Origin of the sequence: Luteimonas saliphila (assembly GCF_016774335.1) — a bacterium.
Lineage (GTDB): Bacteria > Pseudomonadota > Gammaproteobacteria > Xanthomonadales > Xanthomonadaceae > Luteimonas > Luteimonas saliphila.
This window is the reverse complement of record NZ_JAETWA010000014.1, coordinates 95,921-122,556: the sequence shown is the minus strand read 5'-3', so window position 1 is coordinate 122,556 and position 26,636 is coordinate 95,921. Positions and strand designations below refer to the sequence as shown.

The 26,636-nt window shown below is 70.4% G+C and carries 22 protein-coding genes; 13 read left to right on the top strand and 9 right to left on the bottom strand.

Translation table 11 applies throughout. The annotated features are described in order from the left end of the window. Nucleotide 1 precedes the first annotated feature (1 nt). Genes nadE through JMO03_RS03595 form a run of 3 tightly spaced genes read right to left on the bottom strand, consistent with a single transcriptional unit; the run spans nucleotide 2 to nucleotide 2,754 of the window. Nucleotides 2–988 carry an NAD(+) synthase gene (gene nadE / locus JMO03_RS03605; RefSeq protein ID WP_202840298.1) on the bottom strand — a complete coding sequence of 329 codons (987 nt, stop codon included), beginning with the start codon at nucleotides 986–988 and terminating at the stop codon, nucleotides 2–4. After that, nucleotides 975–2,492, bottom strand: a complete 1,518-nt coding sequence (locus JMO03_RS03600) for a class I adenylate-forming enzyme family protein (RefSeq protein WP_202840296.1) — start codon at nucleotides 2,490–2,492, stop codon at nucleotides 975–977. The genes nadE and JMO03_RS03600 overlap by 14 nt, the downstream gene beginning before the upstream one ends. Before the next feature lie 13 nt (nucleotides 2,493–2,505). Continuing rightward, entirely contained in the window at nucleotides 2,506–2,754 is a 249-nt protein-coding gene (locus JMO03_RS03595; RefSeq protein ID WP_202840294.1) for an acyl carrier protein, read from the bottom strand. A 90-nt stretch (nucleotides 2,755–2,844) separates the two neighbouring features. Between JMO03_RS03595 and JMO03_RS03590 the strand changes: the two genes are divergently transcribed. After that, nucleotides 2,845–4,047, top strand: a complete 1,203-nt coding sequence (locus tag JMO03_RS03590) for a PQQ-dependent sugar dehydrogenase (protein WP_202840292.1) — start codon at nucleotides 2,845–2,847, stop codon at nucleotides 4,045–4,047. Between the two features lie 258 nt (nucleotides 4,048–4,305). Here the strand turns inward: JMO03_RS03590 and asnB are convergent, their stop codons facing one another. From asnB to JMO03_RS03575, 3 genes are read right to left on the bottom strand one after another with little or no spacing between them, the layout of a single operon-like run. Beyond that, nucleotides 4,306–6,282, bottom strand: a complete 1,977-nt coding sequence (gene asnB / locus JMO03_RS03585; protein WP_202840284.1) for an asparagine synthase (glutamine-hydrolyzing) — start codon at nucleotides 6,280–6,282, stop codon at nucleotides 4,306–4,308. A gap of 47 nt (nucleotides 6,283–6,329) precedes the next feature. Next, nucleotides 6,330–6,938, bottom strand: a complete 609-nt coding sequence (locus tag JMO03_RS03580; protein ID WP_202840282.1) for a class I SAM-dependent methyltransferase — start codon at nucleotides 6,936–6,938, stop codon at nucleotides 6,330–6,332. A 3-nt stretch (nucleotides 6,939–6,941) separates the two neighbouring features. Then, the gene (locus tag JMO03_RS03575) at nucleotides 6,942–7,661 is read right to left on the bottom strand and encodes a J domain-containing protein (RefSeq protein WP_202840280.1); all 720 of its coding nucleotides are present in this window, start codon (nucleotides 7,659–7,661) and stop codon (nucleotides 6,942–6,944) included. Nucleotides 7,662–8,025: 364 nt separating this feature from the next. On the opposite strand from JMO03_RS03575, the gene JMO03_RS03570 reads away from it, so the two are divergent. From JMO03_RS03570 to JMO03_RS03520, 11 genes are read left to right on the top strand one after another with little or no spacing between them, the layout of a single operon-like run. Further along, a complete protein-coding gene (locus JMO03_RS03570; RefSeq protein WP_202840278.1) occupies nucleotides 8,026–9,027 on the top strand; it encodes a polysaccharide deacetylase family protein in 1,002 nt (333 codons plus the stop codon). Then, a complete protein-coding gene (locus tag JMO03_RS03565) occupies nucleotides 9,027–10,301 on the top strand; it encodes an O-antigen ligase family protein (protein WP_238345868.1) in 1,275 nt (424 codons plus the stop codon). Before JMO03_RS03570 ends, JMO03_RS03565 begins: the two co-directional genes overlap by 1 nt. Beyond that, nucleotides 10,298–11,848, top strand: a complete 1,551-nt coding sequence (locus JMO03_RS03560; protein WP_202840274.1) for an oligosaccharide flippase family protein — start codon at nucleotides 10,298–10,300, stop codon at nucleotides 11,846–11,848. Before JMO03_RS03565 ends, JMO03_RS03560 begins: the two co-directional genes overlap by 4 nt. Further along, nucleotides 11,845–13,200, top strand: coding sequence for a phenylacetate--CoA ligase family protein (locus JMO03_RS03555; RefSeq protein ID WP_202840272.1), 1,356 nt, complete (start codon nucleotides 11,845–11,847; stop codon nucleotides 13,198–13,200). The genes JMO03_RS03560 and JMO03_RS03555 overlap by 4 nt, the downstream gene beginning before the upstream one ends. Beyond that, on the top strand, nucleotides 13,197–14,306 hold the full coding sequence (locus JMO03_RS21460; RefSeq protein WP_202840270.1) for a glycosyltransferase: 1,110 nt from the start codon (nucleotides 13,197–13,199) through the stop codon (nucleotides 14,304–14,306). Before JMO03_RS03555 ends, JMO03_RS21460 begins: the two co-directional genes overlap by 4 nt. Then, entirely contained in the window at nucleotides 14,303–15,460 is a 1,158-nt protein-coding gene (locus tag JMO03_RS03545; RefSeq protein ID WP_202840268.1) for a glycosyltransferase family 4 protein, read from the top strand. Before JMO03_RS21460 ends, JMO03_RS03545 begins: the two co-directional genes overlap by 4 nt. Further along, complete coding sequence (locus tag JMO03_RS03540; protein ID WP_238345867.1) at nucleotides 15,457–16,110, top strand: polysaccharide deacetylase family protein; 654 nt, start codon at nucleotides 15,457–15,459, stop codon at nucleotides 16,108–16,110. The genes JMO03_RS03545 and JMO03_RS03540 overlap by 4 nt, the downstream gene beginning before the upstream one ends. Beyond that, nucleotides 16,107–17,315 carry a glycosyltransferase family 4 protein gene (locus JMO03_RS03535; RefSeq protein ID WP_202840266.1) on the top strand — a complete coding sequence of 403 codons (1,209 nt, stop codon included), beginning with the start codon at nucleotides 16,107–16,109 and terminating at the stop codon, nucleotides 17,313–17,315. The genes JMO03_RS03540 and JMO03_RS03535 overlap by 4 nt, the downstream gene beginning before the upstream one ends. Further along, nucleotides 17,312–18,514, top strand: a complete 1,203-nt coding sequence (locus JMO03_RS03530; protein WP_238345866.1) for a hypothetical protein — start codon at nucleotides 17,312–17,314, stop codon at nucleotides 18,512–18,514. Before JMO03_RS03535 ends, JMO03_RS03530 begins: the two co-directional genes overlap by 4 nt. 53 nt (nucleotides 18,515–18,567) lie before the next feature. Beyond that, nucleotides 18,568–19,347, top strand: a complete 780-nt coding sequence (locus JMO03_RS03525) for a polysaccharide deacetylase family protein (protein WP_202840264.1) — start codon at nucleotides 18,568–18,570, stop codon at nucleotides 19,345–19,347. A 27-nt stretch (nucleotides 19,348–19,374) separates the two neighbouring features. After that, on the top strand, nucleotides 19,375–20,376 hold the full coding sequence (locus tag JMO03_RS03520) for a glycosyltransferase family 2 protein (RefSeq protein WP_202840262.1): 1,002 nt from the start codon (nucleotides 19,375–19,377) through the stop codon (nucleotides 20,374–20,376). Between the two features lie 21 nt (nucleotides 20,377–20,397). Here JMO03_RS03520 and JMO03_RS03515 read toward each other — a convergent pair whose 3' ends face one another. Beyond that, nucleotides 20,398–21,522 (bottom strand): glycosyltransferase family 2 protein, encoded by a 1,125-nt coding sequence (locus JMO03_RS03515; protein WP_202840259.1) that lies wholly within the window; start codon nucleotides 21,520–21,522, stop codon nucleotides 20,398–20,400. Between the two features lie 346 nt (nucleotides 21,523–21,868). Between JMO03_RS03515 and JMO03_RS03510 the strand changes: the two genes are divergently transcribed. After that, entirely contained in the window at nucleotides 21,869–23,014 is a 1,146-nt protein-coding gene (locus JMO03_RS03510) for a hypothetical protein (protein WP_202840257.1), read from the top strand. 33 nt (nucleotides 23,015–23,047) lie between these two features. Here JMO03_RS03510 and JMO03_RS03505 read toward each other — a convergent pair whose 3' ends face one another. After that, nucleotides 23,048–24,868, bottom strand: coding sequence for an FG-GAP repeat domain-containing protein (locus JMO03_RS03505; protein WP_202840255.1), 1,821 nt, complete (start codon nucleotides 24,866–24,868; stop codon nucleotides 23,048–23,050). Next, nucleotides 24,865–26,523, bottom strand: coding sequence for a hypothetical protein (locus JMO03_RS03500; protein WP_202840253.1), 1,659 nt, complete (start codon nucleotides 26,521–26,523; stop codon nucleotides 24,865–24,867). Before JMO03_RS03500 ends, JMO03_RS03505 begins: the two co-directional genes overlap by 4 nt. Nucleotides 26,524–26,636: the final 113 nt, after the last annotated feature.

The following is a 26,636-nucleotide window of genomic DNA, read 5'->3' as shown; positions in this document are numbered from 1 at the left end:
TTCAGTGCCCGTGCGGTTCGGGCACCGGCTCGACCAGCACCGGCGGGCGGTGCAGGTAGGCGGTGGTGCGGCGCTTGGCAGCGATATCGTCGTAGACCGCCTGCGCCTGCGCCTCGGTGACGCCCAGCGCTTCGGCCAGTTCGCTCGCGGGTCGGTGGTGGTTGAGCGCCCACAGCGCCAGGTCCATCTGCGCGTACGGCAGGGCGAAGTAGAACTCGTCCTGGCCCTGCGCCAGCGAATAGGTGTCGGTGGTCGGCGTGGCCGAGGTCACGCGCTCGGGCACGCCCAGGTGCCTGGCCATGGCGTAGACCTGGCTCTTGTACAGGTGCGCGATCGGCTTGACGTCGGCCGCGCCGTCGCCGTTCTTGACGAAGAAGCCCTGGTCGTACTCCAGCCGGTTGGGCGTTCCGGTCACGGCGTAGTTGAGCCGGTCGGCATGGAAGTATTCGAGCGTCTTGCGGATGCGCTGCTTGAAGTTGGTGGCCGCGACGATGGTGAGGTAGGCCTGCAGCGGCAGGTCCTGCTCGTGGCACGCGCCGGCCGGATCCTCGGCGACGATGCGGAAGCGGTTGATCAGGCCCTGCGCGCCGCCGGCGATGACGATCTTGAATTTCCAGCCCTCGCCGTAGCCGGGCAGCACGGCGCGCACGGCGTTGTCGCGCGCCTCGTAGCAGCCGATCGCCGCCAGCGCCGGGGCGATGTCGTGGGTGTGCACGCGCACGCCCAGGTGCTGCGCGAGGATGTTGGCGCGCGCCGCGCTGTCGTCGCTGGAGTCGCGCTCGGGCAGGATCAGGCAGAACACGCGTTCGGGCCCCAGCGCGCGCACCGCCAGCGCGGCGCAGGTGGTGGAGTCGATGCCGCCGGAGATCGCGACGACGAGGCCGCGCCGGTGCAGGTCGCGCGCGACGATCTCGCGAAGCCGCTTCGCGATGCGGTCGGCTTCGGCGGCGTAGTCGAGGTCCAGCACGGAGGGATCAAGCGTGGTCATCGGTTCCCCTGGTCAATGCGGCGCGGCGGATCTTGCCCGACGCGGTTTTCGGCAGCTCCGCTACGAAGGCGACCTGCTTCGGAATCTTGTAGCCTGGCAGCCGTTGCCGGCAATGGGCCTTGACCGCCATCTCGGTCGGGGCATCGCCTTCGGTCACGAGGAACGCGGCCACCACCTGGCCAAGCAGCGGATCGTCGGCCCCGGCCACCGCCACCTCGCGCACGCCGGGAAGCTCGGCGATCACCTCCTCCACGTCCGCCGGGTGCACGCGGTGGGCGCCGGTCTTGATCATGTCGCTGCGACGGCCCGCGAGCCACAGGTATCCGTCCGCATCGCGATGGCCGAGATCGCCGGTGCGCAGCCAGCCGTCCACCACAGTGGCGGCGCTGGCCTCCGGCGCGTTCCAGTAACCGCTCATGACGTTGTCGCCGCGGGCCCAGACCTCGCCCGGTTCGCCGGCGGGCGCGGCGCTGCCGTCCTCGCGCCGGACCTGGATCTCGACGCCGGCGATCGGCATGCCGACCGAGCCGAGCTTGTCGTCGAGCCGTTCGGGCGGAAGGCAGGTCAGCCGCGCACTGGCTTCGGTCTGGCCGTACATCACGAACAGCCGCGCCTGCGGGAACGCGGCGCGTACGCGACGGGTCAGCGCCGGCGCCATCGCGCCGCCGGCCTGGGTGAGATAGCGCAGCGACGACAGGTCGTGGCGGTCGAGCTGGCCGCGGTCGAGCAGCAGCGCGAACGTCGACGGCACGCCGGAGAAGCCGGTCGCCCGCTCGCGCGCCAGCGCCTCGGTGACCAGGTGCGGGAACACCAGGTTGTCCTCGAGCACGATCCGCGCGCCGACCGCCAGGTGGGTGTGAAGCACTGAGGCGCCGTAGGCGTAGTAGAACGGCAGGGTGCTGACGGTGCTGTCGTCGGCGCCCAGCCCGAGATAATCGAGGATGGACCCAGTGTTGGCGGCCAGGTTGCGGTGGCTCAGAGCCACGCCCTTGGGCGCGCCGGTGGTCCCGGAGGTGTAGAGGATCGCCGCCAGCGCGTCGGGGTCGGGCAGCGGCAGGGCCGCGGCGGTCGCGGCCGTCTCGCGCGGCAGCTCGTGCGCGCCGCCGGCACCGGCAAGGCAACGGTCGGCGGACAGCACCGGAACCCCGGCGGCGGCAGCGGCGCGCACGCCGTCTTCATGCGCCGCATCCTGCACCAGCAGCCGCGCACCGCTGTGCAGCAGCCATGGATAGTAGTCGCGTTCGCGCACCTGCGCGTTGAGCGGCACCACGATCGCGCCGGCCCGCCAGCAGCCGTACCAGGCCACCACCGCCTCGATGCAGTTGGGCAACGTCACCGCGACCCGGTCGCCCGGCACGATGCCGCGCGCGCGCAGCATGCGCGCGAAGTCCAGCGCCGCATCGCGCAGGCCGCGGTAGTCGAGGCGGTCTGCGCCCTGCTGCAGCGCGGTGCGGTCCGGCATCGCCGCGGCGGTGCGTTCCAGCCGCGCGACCAGGGTCTCCATCGTGCCGGCCCGGTCAGGCCGCCAGCCGGCCGTCGAGATAGCGGTCGATCGATGCGAGGCTGTCGAAATTGGCCGGGGTCATGTCCTCGGCCGGCACGTTGACCGGCCAGGTCTCCTCGATGAAGCCGATCAGTTCGAGGATTCCGGTGGAATCGACGATTCCCTGCCGGATCAGCGACGTATCATCGGCAATGGCGGACTCGTCGTCGGTAAACAGGAAATTGCCGAGGATGAACTGCCTGATCTGCTGTCGCCGGCTCATGTCGCTCCGATGCCCCAGGGTAGGAAGATGATGGTGACCACCGACTCGCGCGCTTCGCGCCTTTTCGTTTTCGCGGGCGTCCAGAATGCCATGCTGGCTGGATGCGTGTGCGTCGCGATCGCGCTGTCGGCCTGTGGAATAGAACGTGATCCGGACAGCGGGGCGGACATCGTCTCCATTCCGCGCAGCGTGACGGACGCGCCGGTCGAGGTCCTGCAGGGCGAGCACGGCGCGTACGCGGTACGCGTGCTGGCCGAGGGTTTCGTCCATCCCTGGTCGCTGGCGTTCCTGCCGGACGGCTCGATGCTGGTGACCGAACGTCCCGGGCGACTGCGCCGGATCGACACCGATGGCACGATCTCGGCCGCGCTGGACGGTGTGCCGCTGGTCTTCGCGCAGGGCCAGAGCGGGTTGCTCGACGTGGTGACCTCGCCCACCTTCGGCGACGACCGGCTGGTCTACCTGTCCTACGGCGAACCGAACTGGCGCGGCAACAAGGCCGGCACCGCGGTGGCGCGCGGGCGGCTGGGCGAGCGCGGGCTGGAGGACGTGGAAGTGGTGTTCCGCCAGGAGCCGAAGCTGTCGCACGGCACGCACGTCGGCTCGCGGATCGCGTTCGACGCGCAGGGAATGCTGTTCGCCAGCGCGGGCGACAACCGCGCCGCAGACAAGGCGCAGTTGCTCGACCACCTGCAGGGCAAGCTGGTGCGGCTGCATCCCGACGGCAGCATCCCCGCGGACAATCCTTTCACCGGCCGCGACGGCGCGCGGCCGGAGATCTGGAGCTACGGCCACCGCAACATCCAGGGGCTGGCCCTGCATCCGGACACGGGTGTGCTGTGGAGCCACGAGCACGGCCCGATGGGCGGCGACGAGATCAACCTGCCGCAGGCCGGGCGCAACTACGGCTGGCCGCTGGCCACCCACGGGCTGGACTACTCGGGGCAGCCGGTGCCCGGCGCGCTCGGCAGCGAGGCCGAAGGCACGCAAGCGCCGCTGCACTACTGGCCGAGGTCGCCGGCGGTCAGCGGCATGGCGTTCTACGCCGGAGACGCGTTCCCCGCATGGCGCGGCCACCTGCTGGTCGGTGCGCTGGCGGGACAGGCGCTGATCCGGCTGGAACTCGACGACGATCGCGTCGTCCACGAGGAACGCCTGCTGCAGGGTCGCGATCGGATCCGCGACGTGCGCGTCGGACCCGATGGCCTCGTGTATCTGCTCACCGACAGCACCGACGGCAGACTCCTGCGACTCGAGCCTGTCGCAGGTCCCGGCTTCAAACCCGTACCGTAGGCGTGAACCCGTGGGCGCGCCGTGGTGTGCGACTCGCCCGGCGGTGGACACCATCGGGGTGACGATCGCGGCACGGTAGTCTGGGTTGCGGCGAACCGGTCGCGGCTGAAGCCGCTCCTACGAAGGCGGGAACCGGACAGCCGGCACGCCCATGCCTCTTGTAGGAGCGCCTTCAGGCGCGACCGGGCAGGCGCTTGTCCCCGCTGCGGCGAGCCGGTCGCGGCTGAAGCCGCTCCTACGAAGACGGGCGGTCGCGACTCAAGTCGCGCCCGTGGCAATTGGACTTGCGACCGGCGCGGGCGTGGCGCAGGCGCGGTTGCGCAACAGCAACAGCGTCGACAGCACGCCCACGAAAGCCTGGTTGTCGGCGAACCCGATCGCCCGGCCGGCACGCGCCTTGGCGAACAGCCGCGTCGTCGCGTCGACATCGAACATCCCGCAAGCGCGCAGGTTGTCGGCCGCGAACAGGTCGCCCACGTAATCAAGCGGCTGCCCGCCTTCGAAGAAGCTGGCGCTGTCGGGCGCACGGTAGGGTTGCTTGGTGCGCTGCGCGATGTCGGCCGGCAGCAGGTCGCGCAGCGCGAGGCGGAGGATGTGTTTCTCGGTCAGGCCGCGGATCTTCCACGATGGCGGCAGGGTGTTGGCCCATTCGATCAGCGTGTGGTCGAGATAGGGGTAGCGGCCCTCGATCGAACCGGCCATGGCCACCCGGTCGCCCTGGGTGGCCAGCAGGTAGCCCGCCAGCAGGGTCTTGGCCTCCACGTACTGGTCGCGCGCCAGCGGCGCCCAGTCGAGGATGTCCGCAGGCAGACGCGATTCGGCGAACGCGAGCGCATCCCACTGCGCGGCCTGCACGCGCAGCTCCGGCGCGAGGAAGGCGAGCGCGCGCTGCGAGGTGGTCCAGCGAGGTACGTGGGCGAATACCGCACGGTCGATGTGTTCCCTGCCCTGTCCGAAGAACGAGGCGGCGAACGCCGGGTTGGCCGCCGGCGAGTTCTCCAGGTAGCCGTAGAGCCTGGACAGCAGCGTCGGTCGCCAGGCCGAACCCGGCTGCCGCGCCCAGAAGCGCCGGACCTTGGCTTCCTTGAACAGGTCGTAGCCGCCGAACACCTCGTCGGCGCCCTCCCCGGTCAGCACCACGGTGTAGCCGTGCGCGCGCACCGAATCGGCCAGCAGCATCAGCGGCACCGCGGCGGTGCGCAGCACCGGGGTTTCGGCGTGGGCGACCAGGCGCGGGAACGCGCGGCCGATCTCGCGCGGCGAGATGCGCAGGGTGGAATGGTCCGTACCCAGGTGCCGCACCATCGCCATCTGGTGTTCGCTTTCGTCGAACTCGGGCTGGTCGAAGGCGACCGAGAACGTCCGCACCGGGGTGTCGGTGAAGCCCCGGATCAGGGCGACGATGCCCGAGGAGTCCAGTCCGCCGCTGAGGTAGGCGCCCACCGGCACGTCGGCACGCAGTTGCAGGCGCACCGCGTCCACCAGCCGTTCGCGCAGTTCGCCGGCCGCCTGCTCGATGCTGGCGAAACGCGTGGAACGCGACTGCGACGCGACCGGGAACGTCCAGTCCCAGTAGCGCGTCAGCGTCTGCCTGCCGTCGTCCTCGACGGCCAGCACATGTCCGGGGGGCAGGCTGTGCACGTCCTCCCATGCCGTGTCGGGATCGAGCGGCGCCCAGTAGGTGAAGGCCTGCATCACGCCGGTCACCGACAGCCGCGCGCGCTCGGGCAGGGCCGCGAACAGCGCCTTGGTTTCCGAGGCGAACCACAGCGCCCCACGCGCGCGGGTCCAGTACAGCGGGCGGATCCCGGCGCGATCGCGCGCCAGCACCAGCCGTCGGCGCGCGCCGTCCCACAGCGCGATCGCGAACTGCCCGTTGAGGTGTTCGACGAAGCGGTCGCCGTAGCGGTCGTAGAGGTGGACGATGACTTCGGTGTCCGAGCGGGTGTAGAACACGTGCCCCTGCGCCTCGAGCCGGGCGCGCAACTCCACGAAGTTGAAGATCTCGCCGTTGAAGACCGTCCACACGGTGCGCGCGGGGTTGTGGATCGGCTGGTCGCCGGTGGCCAGGTCGATGATCGACAGGCGCGCGTGCGCCAGGCCCACGCCCGGCTCGACATGGAAGCCGTAGCCGTCCGGCCCGCGGTGCGCGAGGGTGTGGATCATCCGCTGCAGCACGTCGAGCCCGCCGCCATCCGCGGCCGGGTGGCCCAGATATCCCGCCAGCCCGCACATTCTTCAGTTCCCCCTGCGCGCGACGGGCGCGCGCTCCGGCCGATGACTCATGGATTGCGCCACCAGCACGCCAGCCAGGTCTCGCCCGCGTGGTGCAGCCAGTCCTTCTGCAGCCCCGGGATGCCCTCCAGGTGCGGCCCCACGCGCACCAGGGCGGGCACGAAGAAGGTGACCAGGCAGGCACTGCCGAGGTGGCTCATGCGCGACAGCGTCGCCGGGATGTCCTTGATGTAGTACAGCACCTCGCAGGCCACCACCAGGTCGAAACGCGCCCGCTGGTCGCCCCAGGGCTGGTGCCCGATGTCGGTGGCGGCGAACTGCGCCCCGGGCACGCGCTGGCGGGCGCGCTCGATCGCCGTGGGGCTGACGTCGATGCCGTACACCTCGTCGGCGAGCTGCTGCAGGGACAGCGTCTGGTGGCCCTCGCCGCAGCCGACTTCCAGCAGGCTGCCCACCCGACCGAAGGTGCGCGCCACCAGCGCGTTGGTGGCGGCGAAGCGCGCCTGCTCGAGTCCAGACTCCATGTTCCAGGGATCGCCCAGCCGGTAGGCCAGGTCCAGCCGCCCGTAGTCGTCGGCGCCGCCCACGCCGCGCATGGCGTACTTCATCCACGTGCGGCGGACGGCTTTCCTGAGTTTCGCGTTGAGGCGGTCCATGGCCTACCAGGTTCGCCCGGACGACGCCGCCACCGGAGGGCAGCGGCGGGCATCGGCGCGGGCCAGCACCGCGGCCCCCTCCTCGCCGGGACGCGAGCGCGAGGCGCGCAAGGGCTGCAGCGGCGAACTGTACCAGTCGATCACCTGCGAGCATTCGAAGCGCACCCACGACGAGCCGTACACCCAGTGCGTGCCGCCGAGCTCGCGGCTGACCGGTTCGCCGAGCATCGCGACCACGTCCTGCGCATGCATGCCCTGGCGCAGCGCAATGGCCGCGGATCGCGCCGTTCCACGTTCGTTTCCGGCAACACCACCACTGGATCCGGGCGACGGACCGTCGGTGCGCGAAAGCCACCACACCAGCAGCGCCGACAGCAACAAGATGCCATACACGACGATCCGCGAGGAACGGCGCGCCTGCGGCGCCTGCTCCCCCTCCTCCACCTCGGCGATGGGTTCCCCGGCGCGCTGCGGTGCGCCCGGCTGGCGGCGCGCGGGCGCCGCGGGCGCACCGGGCAGGCGGCCGTAGTGGCGGTGGAATTCGAGCGCGGCGGCGTACTGCAGGTTCAGGGTCTTGAGTTCGTCCTCGCCCGAACCGCCGCCGCGGTCCGGATGCAGATCGGCGACGCGACGCCGATAGGCCATCCGCAGGCCGTCCAGCGAGCAGTCCGGCTCGATACCCAGTTCGCTGTACAGGGCGATGAAGTCGGTCTGGTCGGACATCCGGCGGTTCAACAGGCGATCGATTCGAGACAGCGTACGCGAAACCGGGCCCACGCCGGCCAGCAGCTGCGCATGCATCGCGACGCGATGACAACCCCCTCCGCGAACGCCTATGCTTGCATGCAGGGGTCGGGCACTGCCGGTGGGGAAGCCGTCGCGCACGCGATGACCGGGAAAGTGTCTGTCGTATTTGCCACCAGGGGGAACCAGGCGCACCGCTCGCGGCGCGGACCATCGTCCGTGCACACGGGCGGCCGCCCGCCGATCCATGTCGCTTGATCCCGCCATCGTTGCAGCGTACGGGCCGCGACCGGCCGTCGTCAGCCGGCGCCAGCGCCTGGCCGAATATGCGTCCGCCTGGGGCATGCTGCCGCTCCTGCGGACGGTCCGCGGGCTGTTCCGGCGGGATCTGCGGGTACTGGCCTATCACCGGGTACGCGACGTCGCGCGGGAGTTCGCGTTCGATCGCGCCCTGGTCAGCGCGTCGCCCGCCCGCTTCCACAGCCAGATGCGGCACCTGCGCGACCGCTTCCACCCGGTCTCCTGCCGCGAGGTGGTGGCCGCGCTCGACGGCGGCCCGGCCCTGCCGCGCGATGCCGTGCTGGTCACGTTCGACGACGGCTACGACGACAACCACGCGGTGGCCTTCCCGATCCTGCGCGAGCTCGGCGTGCCGGCGACGTTCTTCGTGGCCACCGGCCACATCGACAGCGGCATGCCCTATGCCTACGACTGGGTGGCGCACCTGGTGGTGACCATGAGCGACGCGCGCCTGCGCCTGCCGGAACTGGCGATCGACGTTCCGCTGCCGGCGGACCGCGACGCACGGCACGCACTCACCGGTACCGTGCTCGACCGGCTCAAGTACCTCGACGACGCCGGCCAGCAGGGCGTGATCGACGAGCTGCAGGCCCGCTGCGGCCGTCCGCGGGCGGCGGGGCACGTCGACTGCCGGCCGATGACCTGGGACCAGCTGCGCGAAATGCGCGACGGCGGCATGGAGATCGGCGGGCACGGCGTGCACCACCGGATGCTGGCCAAGCTGCCGGACGAGGCGTTGCTGGCCGAAGTCTCCGAGTGCCAGGCGCGCCTGACGGCCGAGCTCGGGGCGCCGGCGATCGCGGTGTCCTATCCGGTGGGCGGTCCCGACGCATACGACGCCCGGGTGATCGACGCGGTCCGTGCGCAGGGATTCCGGATCGGCTTCAGCTACATCAACGGGGTCAGCGTGCCGGATGACGCGAACCGCTACGGCCTGCTGCGCGTAGCGGTGGAAGCGGACGTCGACCAGAGCTGGTTCCAGGGCATCCTCGCCGCGCCGGAACTGTTCTCGCACGCCACCAAGCTGCGGGTGTACCCATCGTGATGCTGTTCCTGCTCGTCTGGCTGGCGCTGGTGCTGATCCGCCCTCAGGAATACCCCGCACTGGTCGACATGGGGATCCCGATCCTGCCGATCGCGATGCTCGGCGCGCTCGGCGGCTGGGCCCTCAGCTCGGAACGCCGGCCGTTCCGGCAGCCGACCTACCTGTTGCTGGTCGTGTTCATCGTCATCGGCATGTTCTCGATGGTCGTGAACGGCTGGGCCGGCGGCGCGATCTCGCGTTTCTTGCACTTCCTGCCCGCGCTGATCGCGCTGGTGCTGATCGCCCAGGCCGGCCACTCGCCCAGGAACATGCTGCGGATGATGTGGGTCATCGCGCTGTGCGCGCTGGTGCTGACCATCCACGGCATCGAGCAGGTCAAGCTCGGCCAGGGCTGGACCGGCATGCCGACCGTGCAGGACGGTCGCATCCAGTACGTGGGCATCTTCAGCGATCCCAACGACCTGGCGATGCTGTTCATCATCGCGATCCCGATGGCCCTGCTGATGGGTGGGCGCGGCGGAGCGATGGGGCTGCGGCGCCTGTTCTGGTGGTCGGTGGCGGTCGCCCTGCTCTACGGCGTGTACCTCACCGATTCGCGCGGCTCGTTCCTCGCGGTGATGGCGATGGCGGGCGTGTGGCTGTGGCTGCGGCGCGGGCTGGTGGTCGCCGGCACGCTCGGTGCCGCGGGCATGGCAGTGCTGATGGCCCTGCCCACGCGCATGCAGGAACTCGACGCCGGCGAGTCGTCCGCCTACGGCCGCATCGAGACCTGGTACGACGGCATCCAGATGTTCCTGGCCAACCCGGTGTTCGGGGTCGGCGTCGGCAACTTCACCGAGCACACCTTCCTCACCGCGCACAACTCGTTCGTGCTGGTGCTGGCCGAGACCGGCCTGATCGGCTACACGGTCTGGCTGGCGATGGTCGGCTACTGCGTGCTCATGCCGGTGATGGTGCTGCGCCTGCCGGCGGTCATGGAGGACCCCGACCACCAGCAGGCGTGGGAGGAGGAGCGCCGCATGGCGATGACCCTGCTGATCGCGATGGTCGGCTTCTTCGCATGCGCGTTCTTCCTCAGCCGCAGCTACGTGATCCTGCTCTACATCCTGCTGGGACTGGTGACCGGCTGGTACGGCGGCGCGCAGGAGCGCTGGGCGGGCCTTCCGGTCTTCAGCGTGCGACGCGACTGGTTCAAGTGGTGCGTGGCTTCGCTGGGCAGCGCGATCGCGCTGTGGCTGGTGGTCAAGGTGCTGTTCGTGATGGCGGCGTCATGAGCACGCGCGGCCGGGTCATCCGCAACACGCTGTTCTCGTCGGTCGGCATCTACACCGAGTACTTCCTCGGGATGCTGACGTCGATCATCATCGCGCGGCACCTGGGTCCGGCGGACTTCGGCGCCTACAGCCTGGTGATCTGGCTGGTGGCCACCGGGGTGGTGATCACCAACTCCGGCGTCGCCAGCGCGGTCATCAAGTTCGTGGCCGAGCTTCGTGGTTCCGATCGCGATGCGCAGATCCGCTCGCTGCTGGGATGGGCGTGGCGCGTGCAGGCCGGCTTCCTCGCGGTCGTGCTGCTGGGCGGCACCGCGCTGTTCCTGCTGCAGGGGCAACGGCTGATGCCCGGTTTCAACCACGGGCTGTTGTTGCTGATCCTGCTGGTGACGACCGCGCTGCGCGCGTCGTACATGCTCAACATCGGCATCGCCAAGGGCTACGAGAACTTCCGCGCCACCGCGGTCATCGCGATCATCGTCGCGCCGCTCAATCTGCTGCTGATCCTTCTGGTGTGGTGGCTCGACGGCCCGATGGAATGGTTCCTGGGCACGTTCACCCTCTCGAGTTTCGTGTTCTGGTGGATCTCGCGCCGCCAGGTCGCGCCGCTGCTGCCGCCGCGGGCCACGCGCCAGCCGCTCGACCAGGACACGCGCAGGCGCCTGCGCAGCTACACCGCGCTGGTCGCGGTCACGGTGGCGGTCAGCTTCGTGACCGCGAGCGAGGTCGAGGTGCTGTTCCTGACCCTGTTCGACTCCTCCGCCTCGGCCGGCCAGTTCAAGGTCGCCTTCCAGCTCGCCAGCGGCGCGCTGCTGCTGGTGCCGGGCGTCTTCGGCGCCCTGCTGCTGCCGATGATGGCCAATGCGCTGGCCCAGGGCCGCGAGGTCGCGAGCCGGCGCCTGGCGATGTCCACCACCTACCTGGCCGCCCTGGCGGCACCGCTGGTGGCGTTCGGCGTGGTGTTCGCCAACGAGATCATCAGGCTGCTCTACGGCGCGGCGTTCGCCCCGGCCGCCTTCCTGTTCGCGTGCTGCCTCGCGGCCGGGGCGATCCCGATGCTGTCGCAGGCGGCATCGGGCTACCTGCTCGGATCGGACCGGCAGCGCGCACTGATGATCGCGGTGCTGGCCTGTTCGCTGGTCAAGGTGGGGCTGGATGTCGCGCTGATCCGCAGCCACGGGCTGAACGGCGCGATCGCCGCGTTCGCCGCCACCAGCGTGCTGACGGGATCGCTGGTGATCGGCCTCGCACTGCACTACAGCGGGGCGCGCCTGGAATGGTCGCGCATCGCGCGGGTGCTGCTGGCGGCGACGGCCGCGGCGGGCGCCGCATGGCCGGTCCGTGGCCATCTTCCGCCGGTGCCGACGCTGGCGATCGGCGGGGCGCTGCTCGCGGCGCTGTACGCCATCGCGACCGTGCTGCTCGGCTTCTGGAGCGCGGCCGACCTGCAGCATTTCCAGCAGATGCATGCGCGCTTTGGCAAGGGGCGTCCCGCCTTCGTGGGCCGCATCCTCGTCTGGGCGGCGCGCCGCGCGGAAGCCGCGGCATGAGCCTGTACGAACACGCGTTCCGGCACCTCCTGTTCCCGACGTACGAGTCGCTGCGGGGACGCCGCACGCTGGGCTACCTGGCCGAGTACGAAGCCAACCAGTGGCGCTCGCCCGATGAGATCGCGCAGATCCAGTGGACCAAGCTGCAGGCGCTCGTCGCGCATTGCTGGAGCGAGGTGCCGTTCTACCGGGCGCGCTGGCAGGCCGAGGGATTCGAACCGGGCGACCTCAAGTCGATGCAGGACTACGCGCGCCTGCCGGTGCTGACCAAGGCCGACATCCGCGCCCATGGCGACGATCTCAAGGCGCGCTCGCTGCGCGACGGGCTGCTGTACAAGGCCACCGGCGGCTCCACCGGCGAGCCGCTGCGCTTCGGCTACACCCGCGAGAGCAACGACCGCCGTTCCGCCGTGATGTGGCGCGGCTACGGCTGGACCGGCGCCAGGATGGGACGCCGCACCCTGTTCCTGTGGGGCGGTGCGGTGGGCGATCCCGGCCGCACCACGCAGTTGAAGGAGCGTCTGTACCACGCCGCGTTCCACCGCCGCATGCTCAACAGCTTCCTGATGCGCGACGACAACATGGCGGCCTACGCCGACGCCATCGCGGCATACCGGCCCGAAGTGATCGTGGCCTATGTCGACCCCATCGTGCGTCTATCGAAGTGGCTGCTCGCACAGGGCCGCAGCATCCCGGGGGTGGTGTCGGTGCTGGGCGCCGCCGAGGCGCTGCACGATTTCCAGCGACCGATCATCGAAGCCGCGTTCCCGGGCGCCAGGGCCTACAACACCTACGGCTGCCGCGAATTCATGCTGATCGCCTGCGAAGCGGAGGATCGCGACGGGCTGCTGATCAACGCCGACCACCTGGTGGTCGAACTGGCGGACGCAACGCAAGCCGGCGACGGCAACGAGACCGGGGAACTCGCCATTACCGACCTGCACAACCTGGGCATGCCCTTCATCCGTTACGTCAACGGCGACGTCGCCAGCCGCAAGGCCCCGTGGCACAGCACCGGCCGGCGCGGGCTGCCGCGCCTGAGCCGCATCGAGGGACGCCGCCTCGACGCCATCCGTACCCCAGACGGTCGCGTGCTGCCGGGCGAATTCTTCCCGCACATGCTCAAGGACGTCGCCGGCGTGCGCCGCTTCCAGGTGGTGCAGGACAGTCTCGAACGCTTCACGCTGAACATCGTGCCGGGTCCGGAATTCGGCGTGGAGCAGGAAGCCTACGTGCGGCGCGAGGTGTCGAAGGTGCTGGGCGACGACGCCAGCCTCGACCTGCAGCGCGTCGACGACATCCCGCTCACCGCGAGCGGCAAGCTGCGCGTGACCGTGTCGAGGCTGCCGTGAGGATCAGCCACGTCGTCGAAAACCTCAACCGCGGCGGTCTCGAGCGGGTAGTCATCGACCTCGCCAGGGCGCAGGTGGCCGCGGGCCACGACTGCCAGGTCATCTGCCTGTTCGAGGCGGGTTCGCTGGCGCCGGAACTCGTCTCGCACGGGATCCGCGTGATCGCCTGCGGCAAGCGCGACGGCGCCGACCTGCGCGCTATCCTGCGCCTGCGCCGCGCGCTCACCTCGCAACGCACCGAAGTGCTGCACAGCCACAACGGCACTGCGCACTACCACGCGAGGGTGGCCGCGCTCGGGCTCGGCCTGCGCCGGGTGGTCAACACCCGGCACGGCATGGGCGACGTGAGCCCCACCAGCCGGCGGGAGTGGCTGTTCCGCCAGTCGATGCGCTGGACGGACGCGGCCGTGGCGGTCTCCGCAGCGGCCGGACAACGGCTGACCGAGACCGGCCTGGTCCCTGCGCACAAGTTGCACGTGCTGCCCAACGGCATCCATGCGGACGCCTTCCGCCAGCGCGACCCGGAACTGCGCGCGCAGTTGGCCGCCAGCCTCGGACTCGCCCCCGGGACCGAACTGGTGGGCTTCGTCGGGCGGCTGAACTGGGCCAAGGACCTGGGCACCATGGTCGATGCCTTCGCCCTCGTCCATGCGCGCCGCGAGAACGTGGCGCTGGTGCTGGCCGGCGAAGGCGGCGAGCGCGGCGCGGTGGAAGCCGCGATCGCGCAGGCGGGCATTGCCGATCGGGTGTTCCTGCTCGGCGATCGCAGCGATGTGCCGCAACTGCTGCCCGCGTTCTCGATGTTCGCGATGTCGTCGATTTCGGAAGGCTATTCGATCGCGTTGCTCGAAGCCTGCGCCTGCGCGCTGCCGATCGTGGCGACCCGGGTCGGCGGCAACGCCGAGATCGTCGCCGACGGCGTCAACGGGCTCGTCGTGCCGCCGCGCGACCCCGACGCGCTCGCCGACGCGATCGTCAGCCTGCTCGACGATCCGCAGCGCGCCGCCGACATGGGACGCGCGGGCCGCGCCTGGCTCCTGGCGAACTCGACCTTCGAGGTCATGGCCGCGCGCTACCTCGACGTCTACGCGAACGACCGGACATGAGGATCCTCGCGCTCACCAACCTGTTCCCGACCGCCTGGGATCCGCTTCGCGCCAGCTTCAACCGGCAGCAGTTCGACAGGCTGGCCGAGTTCCACGAGCTGGACGTGATGGTCGCGGTCGACTTCCGCGACCGCCTGCGCGGTCCGCGCGGCGCTGCGCCGGTGCTCCGGCACGCGCGCGCTACGGACTTCACGTTCTGGTACCCGCCGCGCATCGGCCGCGGCCTGCACGGGCTGGCCTGGTACGCCTCGCTGCTCGCGCAGCGCCGCAGGATGCTGCGCGACGGGCGCTACGACCTGCTGCTGGCCAGCTGGGCGTACCCGGATGCGATCGGCACCGCGCGTCTCGCGAAGCGCCTGGGCTTGCCCTACGTGGTCAAGGTGCACGGCAGCGACCTCAACGTGCAGGCCGAGCAGCCGTCGCACCGGCCGCAGATCGCCGCCGCGCTGCGCGGCGCCCGCGCCGTGGTCGCGGTCAGCGACGCGCTCGTCGGCAAGGCGCGCGCACTGGGCGTCGAGCCCGGACGCGTCCACCTGCTCTACAACGGCGTGGATGGCGAACGGTTCCGTCCCGGCGACCGGGCAGCCGCCCGCCAGGCGCTGGCGCTGGCGCCGGAGGGGCCCCTGGTGCTGTACGTGGGCAACCTGAAGGAAAGCAAGGGCTGCGTCGATCTGCTGGAGGCGTTCCCGGCCGTGGTGGCGCGCCAGCCCGAAGCGCGCCTGGCCTTCGTCGGGTCGGGTGCGGCCGCGGCGACCCTGTCGCGACGCGCGCAGCAGCTCGGGATCGCCGACATGGTGCTGCTCGCCGGCGCGCGTCCGCACGAGCAACTGGCCCTGTGGATGCAGGCCGCGGACCTGCTCAGCCTGCCCAGCCACAACGAGGGAGTGCCGAACGTCGTACTCGAGGCGATGGCCTGCGGCCTGCCGGTGGTCGCGACCGCGGTCGGCGGCATCCCCGAGGTCCTGCCCGCCCACGCCGGCATCCTGGTGCCGGCGCACGATCGCGCGGCGCTCGGATGGGCGCTCGGCGACGCGCTCGGACGCGACTGGTCGCGCGAGGCGATCCTCGAACACGCCGCCGGTTTCCGCTGGGACGATAATGTGCGCCGCCTCGATCGCATCCTGGTCGACGCAGCCAGGCCCGCAAACGCATGAATCGAGCCATCCAGCCGCGTTCCCGCAAGACCCGCGCACTCGGCCTGCTGCCGTCGCGGCTGGTCATCACCCGCGTGCGGGCGACCCGCAAGACCCTGTTCCTGACCTTCGACGACGGCCCGCATCCCGAGTTCACCCCGCGCGTGCTCGACCTGCTGCGGACGCACGACGCGACCGCCACCTTCTTCCTGATCGGCGAGCGCATCGACCAGTACCCCGAGCTGGTGCGTCGGATCGTCGCCGACGGCCATGCGCTCGGCAACCACTCCTGGAGCCATCCACGGATGGACGAGCTGCCGCTTGCGCAGCAGCTCGCGGAGATCGAGCGCACCGACGCGGCCCTGTCGCGCTACGACGGCAGCGGCACGCATCCGTTCCGCCCGCCGTGCGGGGTACTGCCGCCGAACCTGCTGCTGCATTTCGCGCGCATCGGCCGCACCGTCGCCTTCTGGTCGTACGACAGCCACGACTACCAGCAGTTGCCGGCGCCGACGCTGTTCGCGCAGATGCAGGCCGATCCACCGTGCAGCGGCGACACGCTGCTGATGCACGACGACACCGAGGCGACCGTGCAGTTGCTGGCCGCGCTGCTGCCGCGATGGCGCGACGAGGGCTTCGAGGTCCGGGCCATGCCGCGGGGTCGCGGATGAAAGTCCTCTACCACCACCGCACCCAGGGCCGCCGGGTCGAGGGCGTCCACATCCGCGGCGTGGCCAATGCGTTGCGCGAACTCGGCTGCGAGGTGCGCGTGATCTCGTTCCCCGGCGCGGATCCCGAGGCCGAGCCCGCGACGGCGTCCGCAGCGGCCACGGCGAAGGGATCGACCGCGCCGGCAGCGCCCACCGGCGACGAGAAGGGCCGGCTGGCGACCCTCGTCAGCCGCCTGCCCGGCGTGCTGTTCGAGTTCGCCGAGATCGGCTACAACCTCGTCACTTGGTGGCGGATCCGCGCGGAGATCGCGCGCAACCGCCCCGATTTCATCTACGAGCGCTACTCGCTGTTCCTGTTCATGACGGTCTGGCTCGCGCGCCGCCACGGCATTCCGATCATCCTCGAGATCAACGACTCCGCGGTCGTCCAGCGCCTGCGGCCGCTGTGGCTGAAGTCGCTGGCGCGGCGGATCGAGGCCTGGTGCCTGACCCAGGCGACCGGCATCGTGTTCATCTCCACCTATTTCCGCGAGCTCCTGGCGACGCACTACGGCCGGTTGCCGCCATCGGTGGTGTCGCCGAACGCGGTCGACGCCCGCTTCGATCCGCAACGCTACGACCGCGACGCGCTGCGCCGGCTGCATGGACTGGACGGTCGCGTCGTGTGTGGACACATGGGCGTGTTCGCCCGCTGGCACGGCGTGCCCGGCTTCGTCGAGACGATCATCGACCGGCTGCAGGACACCCCCGCGCTGACCCTGCTGGTGGTCGGCGACGGCGCCGACCTGCCGGCGGTGCGTCGCGAAGTCCAGGCCCGGGGCCTGGAAGACCGCATCCGCCTGCCCGGGCGCGTGCCCCACCACCAGATCCCCGAGTGGATTGCCTGCATGGACTACGCGTTCCTGCCCGACTCCAACGAGTACGGCTCGCCGATGAAGCTGTTCGAGCTGATGGCCATGGGCGTCGCGGTGGTCGCGCCCGATTACGAGCCCGTGGCCGAGGTGATCGAACCGGACGCCACCGGCTGGCTGTTCCCGCGCAAGGACATGCAGGCCTGCGTCGACCAGGTGATCGCCCTGTGCGATCGCGCGCAGGAGCGTGAGCGCGTCGGCGCCGCGGCGCGCGCCTACATCGAACGCGAACGGCGCTGGCGCAACAACGCCGAGCAACTGCTGTCGCTGCTGCCGCAGGAGCGCCAGGCATGAGCAACTCCGCCCTCTGGTGGCTCGCCGCCATCCTGGCCGCGATCGCTCTCGCGATCGTGCTGGTGGTGGCGCGCTTCATCCGCGCACGCAACATGCAGCTCTGGCTGCCCCAGTACGTGCGCCGCAAGCCGCGCGCGAAGCACGCTGGCCCGACCCATGTGATGTTCTGCTTCGTCGACCATTACGAACCGATGCACGGCCGCCCCGACCTCGAGGTGCAGCGCGCCCGCGTCGACCGCTGGTGCCGCGACTACCGTGCGCTCGCCGACCGCCACCGCGACGCCGATGGCCGCCGGCCGCAGCACGGCTTCTTCTATCCCGAGGAGGAATACCTCGAGGAGCACCTGGCCAAGCTCGAAGCGCTGTGCCGCGACGGCTACGGCGAGCTGGAGGTGCACCTGCACCACGACAACGACACCGAAGCCAACTTCCGCGAGTCGATCGCGCGCTTCAAGCAGCTGCTGCACGAACGGCACGGCGCCCTGCCCCGGCACCCGGACACCGGCGAGATCATGTTCGGCTTCATCCACGGCAACTGGTGCCTGGACAACTCGCGTCCCGACGGCCGTTGGTGCGGGCTGGACAACGAACTGATCCTGCTGCGCGAACTGGGCTGCTATGCCGACTTCACCATGCCCTCGGCGCCGAGCGACACCCAGACCAGTACGGTCAACTCGATCTACTACGCCACCGACGACCCCCTCCGACCGAAATCGCACGACCGCGGCGTCCCGGTCCGCGCCGGCGGCACGCCCAGCGGCGACCTGTTGCTGGTGCAGGGCCCGGTCGGGCTGAACTGGCGCGACCGCCGGCACGGCTTCGTGCCGCGGGTGGAGAACGCCGACATCCGCGCCAACTACCCGCCGACGCCCGCGCGGGTCGACGGCTGGGTGGAGACCGGCATCCACGTCGAGGGCCGGCCGGAGTGGATCTTCATCAAGATCCACACCCACGGCGCCCCCGAGAAGGAAGCCGAAGTCGTGCTCGGCCCGGCGGTCGACGCGATGTTCAGCCACCTCGAGCAGCACTACAACGACGGCGAGCGCCACGTGCTGCACTACGTCAACGCGCGCGAGGTCTTCAACATCGTCAAGGCGGCCGAGGCCGGCCACGGCGGCGACCCGAACGACTACCGCGACTTCATCCTGCCGCCGCCTCCCAACCGCAGCGCGACGGGCACGGTGCGCGCGGCGTCGTGAGCATCGGGCGCACCGGCACAGGTCGTCCACAACCGCAGGCAGGAGGCGCGCCCTTGAAGATCGCCAGCCTGATGTACCACGACGTGGTCGCGCCCGGGGCCGACGACGAGAGCGGGTTCCCGGGCCCTTCCGCCGCGTCCTACAAGCTCCACTGGTGCGAGTACGAAGCCCAGCTCGCGCGCCTGGCCGCCACCGGACTGCGGTTCCCGCGCGTGGACGACCCGCGCGCGTTCGCGCCCGGAGGCTGCCTGCTGACCTTCGACGACGGCGGCGCCAGCACCCTGCCGGCGGCGCGCAGGCTCGACGCGCACGGCATGGTCGGCCATTTCCTGATCACCGGCGCCCGGATCGGCACGCCCGGCTTCGTCACCGAGGCGGACCTGCGCGCGCTCGCGGCCGCCGGACACGTCGTCGGCAGCCATTCCCACACCCACCCAGCGGACATCTCGCGCCTGCCCGCGACGGCGATCTCGACAGAATGGCGCGACAGCGTCCAGCGCCTGGCCGACGTGCTCGGCGCGCCCGTCGAGGTGGCTTCGATCCCCGGCGGCTTCTACTCGCGCGAGGTGGCCGCGGCCGCCATCGGCTGCGGAATCCGTTATCTGTTCACGTCGGAACCCACCACCACCGTGGTCGCCCGTGGCCAGGCCCTGCTGATCGGCCGCTACGCGCTGCAGCGCGACACGGACACCGACACGGTGGTGGCCTTCGCCCGGGGCACCGGCACCGCACGGCAGCGCCAATGGCTGCTGTGGAACATCAAGAAGCCGGCGAAGCGCTGGGCCGGCCCGGCGTACCGCTGGCTCAGGCGACGCAGCTTCGGCGGAACCTAGGTACGAACCGGATACAGGAAGCACGCGATGGAACAGGCTGTCACCATCATCATCACTCCGCGCGACCGCTATACCGGGCTCGGCGAGTGCGTCGACGCGGTCTACCGGTATACGCCGCAGCCGTTCCGGCTGTGGATCATGGACCTCGACTACCCCGCATCGATCATCGATCCGGTGCGCAGGCAATTGCAGGGCCGCCCGGAAGTCCGCTTCTTCGAGCTCGGCCTGCGCACGCCGATGGACGCGCTGCGCGAGGCGCAACCGCTGGTCGACACCGCGACCGTGGTCCTGCTCGACAACGACTCGCGCGTGACCGAGGGCTGGCTGCCGCCGCTGCTCGAGGCCATGGCCGACGGCCACGCGGTGGTCACGCCGCTGATCCTGGAACGCGAAGGCGTGGACCGCGGCGCGCCGCTGCGCAACCACCTCTACACCGGCGAGCTGCGCGTCGTCGACGTCGAGGGCACGCCCTACCTGATCGAGCACAAGCATTTCCGTCGCACCGAAGTGCCCGAGCTGCCGAAAGAACGCGCCGCGACCGGGACCTTCGAACTGCACTGCGTGATGTTCGATGGCGACGTGTTCAGGCGCATCGAACTGCCGTCGATGGTCATCCGCGAGCACCTCGACATCTCGCTGCAGGTCGCGGCGATGGACAGGACCATGGTGGTCGAACCGAAGTCGGTGATCCACTTCGACAACCTCGGTACGCGCATGGCCCTGTCGGACATGCGTTTCTTCTTCTACCGCTGGGGGCCGAAGCTGACGCGCCCGTCGTCGCGCCTGTTCGAGCGGCGCTGGGGCTACAACTTCTATTCCGAGCAGGCGATGTACAACTGGGTGGTGCGGCGCAAGGCGTTCCTGGTCTCGCGCTGGCTGGGCGCGCCGATCGGCATCGCCAACCGCGCGACCCGGGTCGCGAAAAAGCTGTTCTGCAGGGACTGGGATCCGCTGCCGGACCCGGATGCGGCCGCACGCCCGCTGCTGGCCGGCGGCGTTCCGCCCCAGCGCAGCCACGAGCTCAGCTGATCCGACCCCCGGGGCCGCACCTCACCACAGGTGCAGCCTGCGGTTGCCGACCCAGGCGAACAGTGCCTGCGCGGCGTACAGGTTCATGTGCGCGAACGCGGTGACGAGCCGCACCGGCAACAGCCTCGCCATCGCTGGCGCGACCCGCGCCAGCGCCAGCAGCGCCACGAACACCGCCAGGCCGGCGCTGGCGAGCAGGTAGATCCCATGCGATCGGGCCAGCATCACGCTGGCGATCGCGAACCCCAGCACCAGCCACGGCGACAGCAGGCGCAGGAGCTTGTGGCTGACGAAACGCAACCACGCGGGGTTGGCCCCGGGCACGAGCAGCCACGGCGCCAGCGACACCAACTGGAAGTTGCCGGCCAGCGTGCGCAGCTTGCGGCTGCGCTCCTGGGCGCTGCCGGGCGACGGCCGGTCCCAGGCCACGGCCCCTTCCTCCAGCACCACGCGATGGCCACCGCGCACCACGTGCATCGGCACGTACACGTCGTCCAGAACCGTGCCCGGAGGCATCGTCGGGAACAGGCTCCGCCGCACCGCATAGAGCGCGCCGCTGACGCCGATCGCCGAACCGCTGGCGCTCTCGGCCAGGCGGATCGCCTTCTCGTACTTCCAGTACGCATCCACGCTGGCCGCGAATCCCGTTTCCGGATCCTCGAAACGCAGTTCCCCGGCGGCGACGCCGACGGACGGATCGTCGAGGCAGGACGCCAGCCGCCGCAGCGCGTCCGCCTCCACCCGCTGCCGCACGTCGACCATCAACAGCAGTTCGCCGGTCGCCACCGCCACCGCATCGTTGAGGCAGGCGGCCTTGCCGCGACGCTCGGCGAACTCGAGGACCGTCACCGGGCTCGCGGTATGGCCGCGGGCGATCGCGGCCGAGGCGTCGCTGCAGCCATCGCATGCCACGACGATGTCCACGCGTCCGGGCGGATAGTCCAGCGCCGAGAGGTTGTCGAGCTTGGCGGCGAGGTCTGCGGCGCCGTTGTGCACCGTCATCACCACGGTCACCGGCGGACGCGAATCCCCGCGCCGGATCGGTCGCGGCCTGATCCGCGCCAGGGCGACGACCAGCGCCGGGTAACCGACATAGGTGTAGGCAAGCAGCAGCGCGGCGATCCAGAACACGGAGATGGCGAGCATAAGGGTCCGGGCGGCATCCGTTTTGGCTGGGAGATGGACGTCTGCGCGGCAGGCACGCGACCTGCGCAACCGGCTGCCGGGCGATCCCGCGTCGGGCACGTCCGGGCGTGCCTTCGCCCCTGTTGCAGAACGCGTTTCGTGGCGGAATCCGGACCTGCCGCGCCAGGGGTCGCAGGCAAGGCCGTGGTCAGCACCTCCGGGGCTGCGCTTCCCCGGCGACGGGCCGGAGTCGTACGCCGAGCCGGTGCGCAGCCCACAGGGAATGTCGCGTCGGGCCCCGCCATGGCGCCGCGCGCAGCGTGCCATAATCGCCGGACTCACTGCCTCGCGGAAGACACGGCGCGCCATGACCACGACACGGCCGCTGAGCCTCCAGGATCCCGGGCTCAGGCAGGAGTCTGCGGGAACGATCCTCTCGGGCCACGTGGATGGCGTGGAGCTGTATTTCCGGACCGATTCGGACCTTGGTCTGGTGCTCGGTGCCGAACCGTTCCTGTGCGCCATGCTGGTGCCGGCGATGGAACAGGGCCGCGACATCGTGGTTGCCGATGGCCTCACGGCATCCGCTGAATTCCTCGCCAACCTCGACCGGCTGCAGGACATCTACGCCGTCTGGTATCCCGCGTTCCGCAAGGTGGCAATCCGGGTCGAAACCAGGCCGGGCGAAGCGCCGGCCACCGGACGCGGCCGCGGGCTGTTCTTCTCCGGCGGGCTGGACGCCTGCCACAGCCTGCAGAAGTACGGCTCGAGGATCGACACCCTGATCTACGTCCGCGGCATCGACATGCAGCTCGACGACGAGGCGCTCTACCGGGAATGCCTGCAGAGCAACCTCGAGATCGCGCAAGCCTACGACAAGAAGCTGGTGGCGATCGAGAGCAACGTCCGGTTCTTCATCCGCAAGGTCTCGCGTTCCGGGATCGGCTGGGGCGTGGCCCAGGGCTGCGGACTTGGCAGCCTGGCGAACGTGCTCGGCATGCCGCTGACCTGCATCAGTTCCAGCGCGGCCTACGACGATCTGGGCCCGCAGGGTTCGCATCCACTCACCGACCCGCTGTGTTCGTCGGACCGGGTCCGCATCGACCATATCGGCTGCGAGGCGCGCCGGCACGAGAAACTGCTGGAGGTGGCCAGGGACGACTTCCTGCTGCAGCGCATCCGCGTCTGCTGGCAGGACCAGGGCCTGAACTGCGGCAAGTGCGAGAAATGCCTGCGCTTCCGCATGGCGCTCACCCTGGCCGGGCTGCGCAGCCGCAACTTCGAACCGTTCACCGACTACTCGGAACTCGACCTGGCGCCGATCGACAGCCCCACCCACTACCTGGACTGGGAGGACAACCTGCGGCTGGCGCAGGCGATGGGCAATGCCACCGCCGCACGCGAGCTTGGCAAACGGTTGCGGCGTTACCGCGAGAAACAGTTGCTCAAGCAGATCGACGAACTCTGGCTGGGCGGCGCGCTCAGGAAGCTGAAGCGGAAGGCGTCGGGCTGACGCCGCGCACCCGGAGCCTCGCGGCGCCGCCGATCACTCCCTTGCGGGGAAAACACTGCCCCACCAGTGCTGGAACCTGCGCCAGAGCACCAGCGCGGCCGGCGTGATGCGCAGGACCTGCGGCTGCGGCGGGCGCGTCGACGACGCCGCCACGGCCGCGGCCTGTTGTACAGGTCGTGACGCGGCCACCGGCGCGGACGCCTCGCGTGGCGTCTGCGCCGCCGCCTGGGCAGGCGCGGCGCCCTGGGTGTCGCCGGGCACCAGTGGCGCCCTCCCGTTGCGACGCCGGGGTGCGCTGGCGAAGGAGCAGTTCGCGGGCGCGTCCATCGGCCAGCCGTTGCCGGGGCGCCAGTTGTCCAGCTTGCAGCCGTTGCGGTAGACGATCACTTCCTGGTTGCTGGCGACGTTCGCGAAGCGGTGCGTCGGCCCGCCGTTCGGGAAGCGCACTTCCAGGTCCACGGTCGCATTGTTGCCGAGGCCGGTGTGCAGGTGGGTCTGCGGGTGCTGTTCGCCCACCAGTACCGGCATGTGCGCGACCAGCTGGCTGGTGCCCGGCCGGTACCAGCGCACGCTGGCGCCGACCCCGTCGCTGTTGCCCGCGGTACCGCGCACGCGCACCTTCATCCAGCGGTTGCCGTCGGTGTTGGTGGTGTTGCGCCACAGGCCGAGGTTGCTCTGGAACTGGGTCTTGACGATGTCGAGCCGGCCGTCGTTGTCGAAGTCGGCGACGTCCGCGCGCGGCTTTCCCGACTGCCAGCCGCCTGCGGCGTCTCCCGACGCCTGGCCGAAATTGGTGGTGGTGGATGCGCTGAACGTCATGTTGCCGTTGTTGCGGTAGATCCGCACCGAATCGCCCACGCCCGACACCATCAGGTCCTGCCGCCCGTCGTTGTCGAAGTCGGCGGCGATGATGTTGCCGTAGTCGCTCGCGGCGATGCCGGACAGGCCGGACGCGGACGAGACGTCGCTGAAACCACCCGAACCATTGTTGCGGTAGAGCAGCCCGCGGTTGCTGGCGCTGAACTGGTTGCCGTCCAGGTAGAACAGGTCCAGGTCGCCGTCGTTGTCCAAATCGGCCAGCAGCATCTGCATGAAGCTGCCGCCGACGAACGCCGGGACCGCCACCCATGTCAGCGTGCCGCCGTCGTTGCGCCAGTAGCCGCCGCGCGCCGGCTGCACGATGTCGGGCCAGCCGTTGCCGGTGACGTCGCCGACCACCTGCTGGGCGGGACTGCCCGATGCCGGCCGCAGTTGCTGCCCGCCCATGTTCAGGACCTGCCGGGTATCGGTGACGACCTCGAGGTTGCCGCTGCCGGTGATGTCGGCGAAGGCGCAATAGCCCTCGCAACCGTTCTCCTTCGCCGCGAAGCGCGGCAAGTACGCACCGCTGGTCGAGCCATTGCGGTAGCGCGCACTCATCGCGCCGCCGTGCCGGCCCCAGAAATCCTGCTTGCCGTCGCCGTTGAAATCCAGCCGAGTAACCCAGCCGGAGATCAGCGGCTGGCCGGCGACATAGTGGTTGGTCTGGCTGCTGGGCACGTGCTGGAACGTGCCGCTGCCGTCGCAGCGGTTGTTCCACAGGCGCGTGGTCGCACCCCAGTCGCTGTGCGAGACGACGAACGCGTCGGGACAGCCATCGCTGTTGAAGTCGACGAACAACGCGTCGAAGCGGTACTGCGAGTCTGGAATCGAGTCGACCCGCTGCGCGGCCTCGTTGACGAAAGTGAGCGGGCCGGCCGCCTTCTCCACCGCGCCCCCCGCCGCGCGCGCCGGCATCGTCCCGCGCTGGTCGGCCAGGCCGGCGCCGGCGACGGTGAGCAGCAGCGCCAGCGCCAGGGCGCGGGATCGGTTCATTGCGCGAGTAGCCATGCGAACTCCGGGTTGCGATTTTGCCAGTTGAAAGCGCGCGGCGTGTGCGAGAGCGCTGCGCAGTCGGGATTGAGATAGAGGGCGAGCCGGTCGGCGCGCCTGGAAAGCCTGTCCCGCCATTGCGGGTCGGTTTCGAAATGGCGCGCGGCGGCGACCGCCATCAGCAGCTCCGGGTTGTGGGCGTCCGAGCCCCAGCCCTCGCTGTCCTGGATCGCCACGATGGGCGCCTGCGGGGCGATGCCCGATGAGAAGTACCAGCCGATCGTGCCGCCGGGATTGCAGGCCGATCGCCAGTTGCCGGCGAGCGCGTCGGGCACGAAGCCGTGCTGTTCGAGGTAACGGCCGAAGTCGCGCAGCATCACCGGGATCCGTTCGTCCCGCGTGACCAGCCAGGCGCGCCACAGGCCGCCGACGAGGTTGGCGCTCATCCACGGCGAGGCCCCGCGCACGTCGGTGGCCGGATCGCGGTCGCTGCCTTCATGGGCCTGCCAGGAGTGCGTCCAGGCCCCGGTCGCCGGGTCGTCGCCCGGTGGCGTCTGCTGATGAGCATGCAACCAGCCGATCAGGTCCAGGATGTGGCGCCTGGTGTCTGCCGCCCCGGTCAGCTCGTAGGCCGAAACCAGATGCTCCAGCGCCAGCCCGACCTGGCGCTCGGTCCAGGCCTGGCCGCCTCCTGTGTACGGCCCCATCGGCATGCTCCAGCCGCCCTTCACCTGGTTCACGACCATGTGCGCGACGGTTTCGGGACCGAGGCGGCTGTCGTCCCCGGCCAGCGCCACCAGCAGCAGGTGCGGAGCGACGTAGCTGTACTTCGGGTCGCAGGCATTGACGTCGTCGAACTCCCAGCCGCCGGTGCAGTCCGGCCAGCCGCCGCCGTTGCCGCCGCGCTTGATCTTCGACAGGTAGAACGTGGCCGAGTTGTAGAACTCCGCGAACACGTCGGGACGGCCGCTGCGCACGTACTGCAGGCCGAGCACCGCGGCCCGGTCGAACAGGAAGGCGTGCGCGCCGGAATACGGCGCGTCCTTGGCCCAGGGCCATTGACGGTCCACGTAGCGGTCGTAGCGGCGCTTCGGATCGTGCGCCAGCTGCGGGCCGGCGATGCCCGAATGCACCAGCCAGGCCGGATCCAGCGTGGCGAGCAGGCGCGGCACCGGCGCGTCCATCTTGCCGGCGCGCGTGCCGCGGTCGTAGGGAAGTTCTTCGATCGAGTGGGTGCGCGGACCCGAGGTGTCGAAGCGATAGGCTCCTTCCGGGTCCGCCACGAACTGCACCTTGACGGCGCGGATGCTGTCGTCGGTCCAATGCCAGCGCAGCGTCGGCCGGACGAAGGCCGGCACTTCGTCGCCCCGGGCGTCGAGGATGCGGACCTGTCCGGCGTCGGTCAGCGCGCCTTGCGCGAACGGGATGCCCAGGGTCACCGGCTCGCTGGCGCCGACGTCGCCATTGGGGGTCAGCGTGATGGTCTGCGGCAGCCCCTGCCCGGAGGCGTCCGCGTCCGCAGCCCCTGCCGTCGCAGTCGTCGTGGCCGACGCCGCCGGAGCCCGCTCGGCGCAGCCGCCCAGCGCGGGCGATGCCAATACGCAGGTCGCGAGCGCGAACGCGAACGCGCGGCGACGGGCAAGGCGGGGTAACGGCATGGGCGTGTCTCCGGGCAGGCGTCGTGAGGCGCCCTGGCACAATCCGCTGCGCGGGGCGGTTCCCGTTCGAGCGGCTGTGGCATAGGGTCGCGTCTCCGGCCCCCTGAGGCAGC

What these genes read in the sequence shown, in the direction of transcription:
- JMO03_RS03500 (WP_202840253.1), bottom strand. Translation starts at nt 26,523, where the DNA reads ATGCCGTTACCCCGCCTTGCCCGTCGCCGCGCGTTCGCGTTCGCGCTC.
- JMO03_RS03520 (WP_202840262.1), top strand. Translation starts at nt 19,375, where the DNA reads ATGGAACAGGCTGTCACCATCATCATCACTCCGCGCGACCGCTATACC.
- JMO03_RS03530 (WP_238345866.1), top strand. Translation starts at nt 17,312, where the DNA reads ATGAGCAACTCCGCCCTCTGGTGGCTCGCCGCCATCCTGGCCGCGATC.
- nadE (WP_202840298.1), bottom strand. Translation starts at nt 988, where the DNA reads ATGACCACGCTTGATCCCTCCGTGCTGGACCTCGACTACGCCGCCGAA.
- JMO03_RS03540 (WP_238345867.1), top strand. Translation starts at nt 15,457, where the DNA reads ATGAATCGAGCCATCCAGCCGCGTTCCCGCAAGACCCGCGCACTCGGC.
- JMO03_RS03565 (WP_238345868.1), top strand. Translation starts at nt 9,027, where the DNA reads ATGCTGTTCCTGCTCGTCTGGCTGGCGCTGGTGCTGATCCGCCCTCAG.
- JMO03_RS03545 (WP_202840268.1), top strand. Translation starts at nt 14,303, where the DNA reads ATGAGGATCCTCGCGCTCACCAACCTGTTCCCGACCGCCTGGGATCCG.
- JMO03_RS03600 (WP_202840296.1), bottom strand. Translation starts at nt 2,492, where the DNA reads ATGGAGACCCTGGTCGCGCGGCTGGAACGCACCGCCGCGGCGATGCCG.
- JMO03_RS03505 (WP_202840255.1), bottom strand. Translation starts at nt 24,868, where the DNA reads ATGAACCGATCCCGCGCCCTGGCGCTGGCGCTGCTGCTCACCGTCGCC.
- JMO03_RS03570 (WP_202840278.1), top strand. Translation starts at nt 8,026, where the DNA reads ATGCTGCCGCTCCTGCGGACGGTCCGCGGGCTGTTCCGGCGGGATCTG.
- JMO03_RS03555 (WP_202840272.1), top strand. Translation starts at nt 11,845, where the DNA reads ATGAGCCTGTACGAACACGCGTTCCGGCACCTCCTGTTCCCGACGTAC.
- JMO03_RS03535 (WP_202840266.1), top strand. Translation starts at nt 16,107, where the DNA reads ATGAAAGTCCTCTACCACCACCGCACCCAGGGCCGCCGGGTCGAGGGC.
- JMO03_RS03515 (WP_202840259.1), bottom strand. Translation starts at nt 21,522, where the DNA reads ATGCTCGCCATCTCCGTGTTCTGGATCGCCGCGCTGCTGCTTGCCTAC.
- JMO03_RS03590 (WP_202840292.1), top strand. Translation starts at nt 2,845, where the DNA reads ATGCTGGCTGGATGCGTGTGCGTCGCGATCGCGCTGTCGGCCTGTGGA.
- JMO03_RS03510 (WP_202840257.1), top strand. Translation starts at nt 21,869, where the DNA reads ATGACCACGACACGGCCGCTGAGCCTCCAGGATCCCGGGCTCAGGCAG.
- JMO03_RS03595 (WP_202840294.1), bottom strand. Translation starts at nt 2,754, where the DNA reads ATGAGCCGGCGACAGCAGATCAGGCAGTTCATCCTCGGCAATTTCCTG.
- JMO03_RS03560 (WP_202840274.1), top strand. Translation starts at nt 10,298, where the DNA reads ATGAGCACGCGCGGCCGGGTCATCCGCAACACGCTGTTCTCGTCGGTC.
- JMO03_RS03580 (WP_202840282.1), bottom strand. Translation starts at nt 6,938, where the DNA reads ATGGACCGCCTCAACGCGAAACTCAGGAAAGCCGTCCGCCGCACGTGG.
- asnB (WP_202840284.1), bottom strand. Translation starts at nt 6,282, where the DNA reads ATGTGCGGGCTGGCGGGATATCTGGGCCACCCGGCCGCGGATGGCGGC.
- JMO03_RS03575 (WP_202840280.1), bottom strand. Translation starts at nt 7,661, where the DNA reads ATGTCCGACCAGACCGACTTCATCGCCCTGTACAGCGAACTGGGTATC.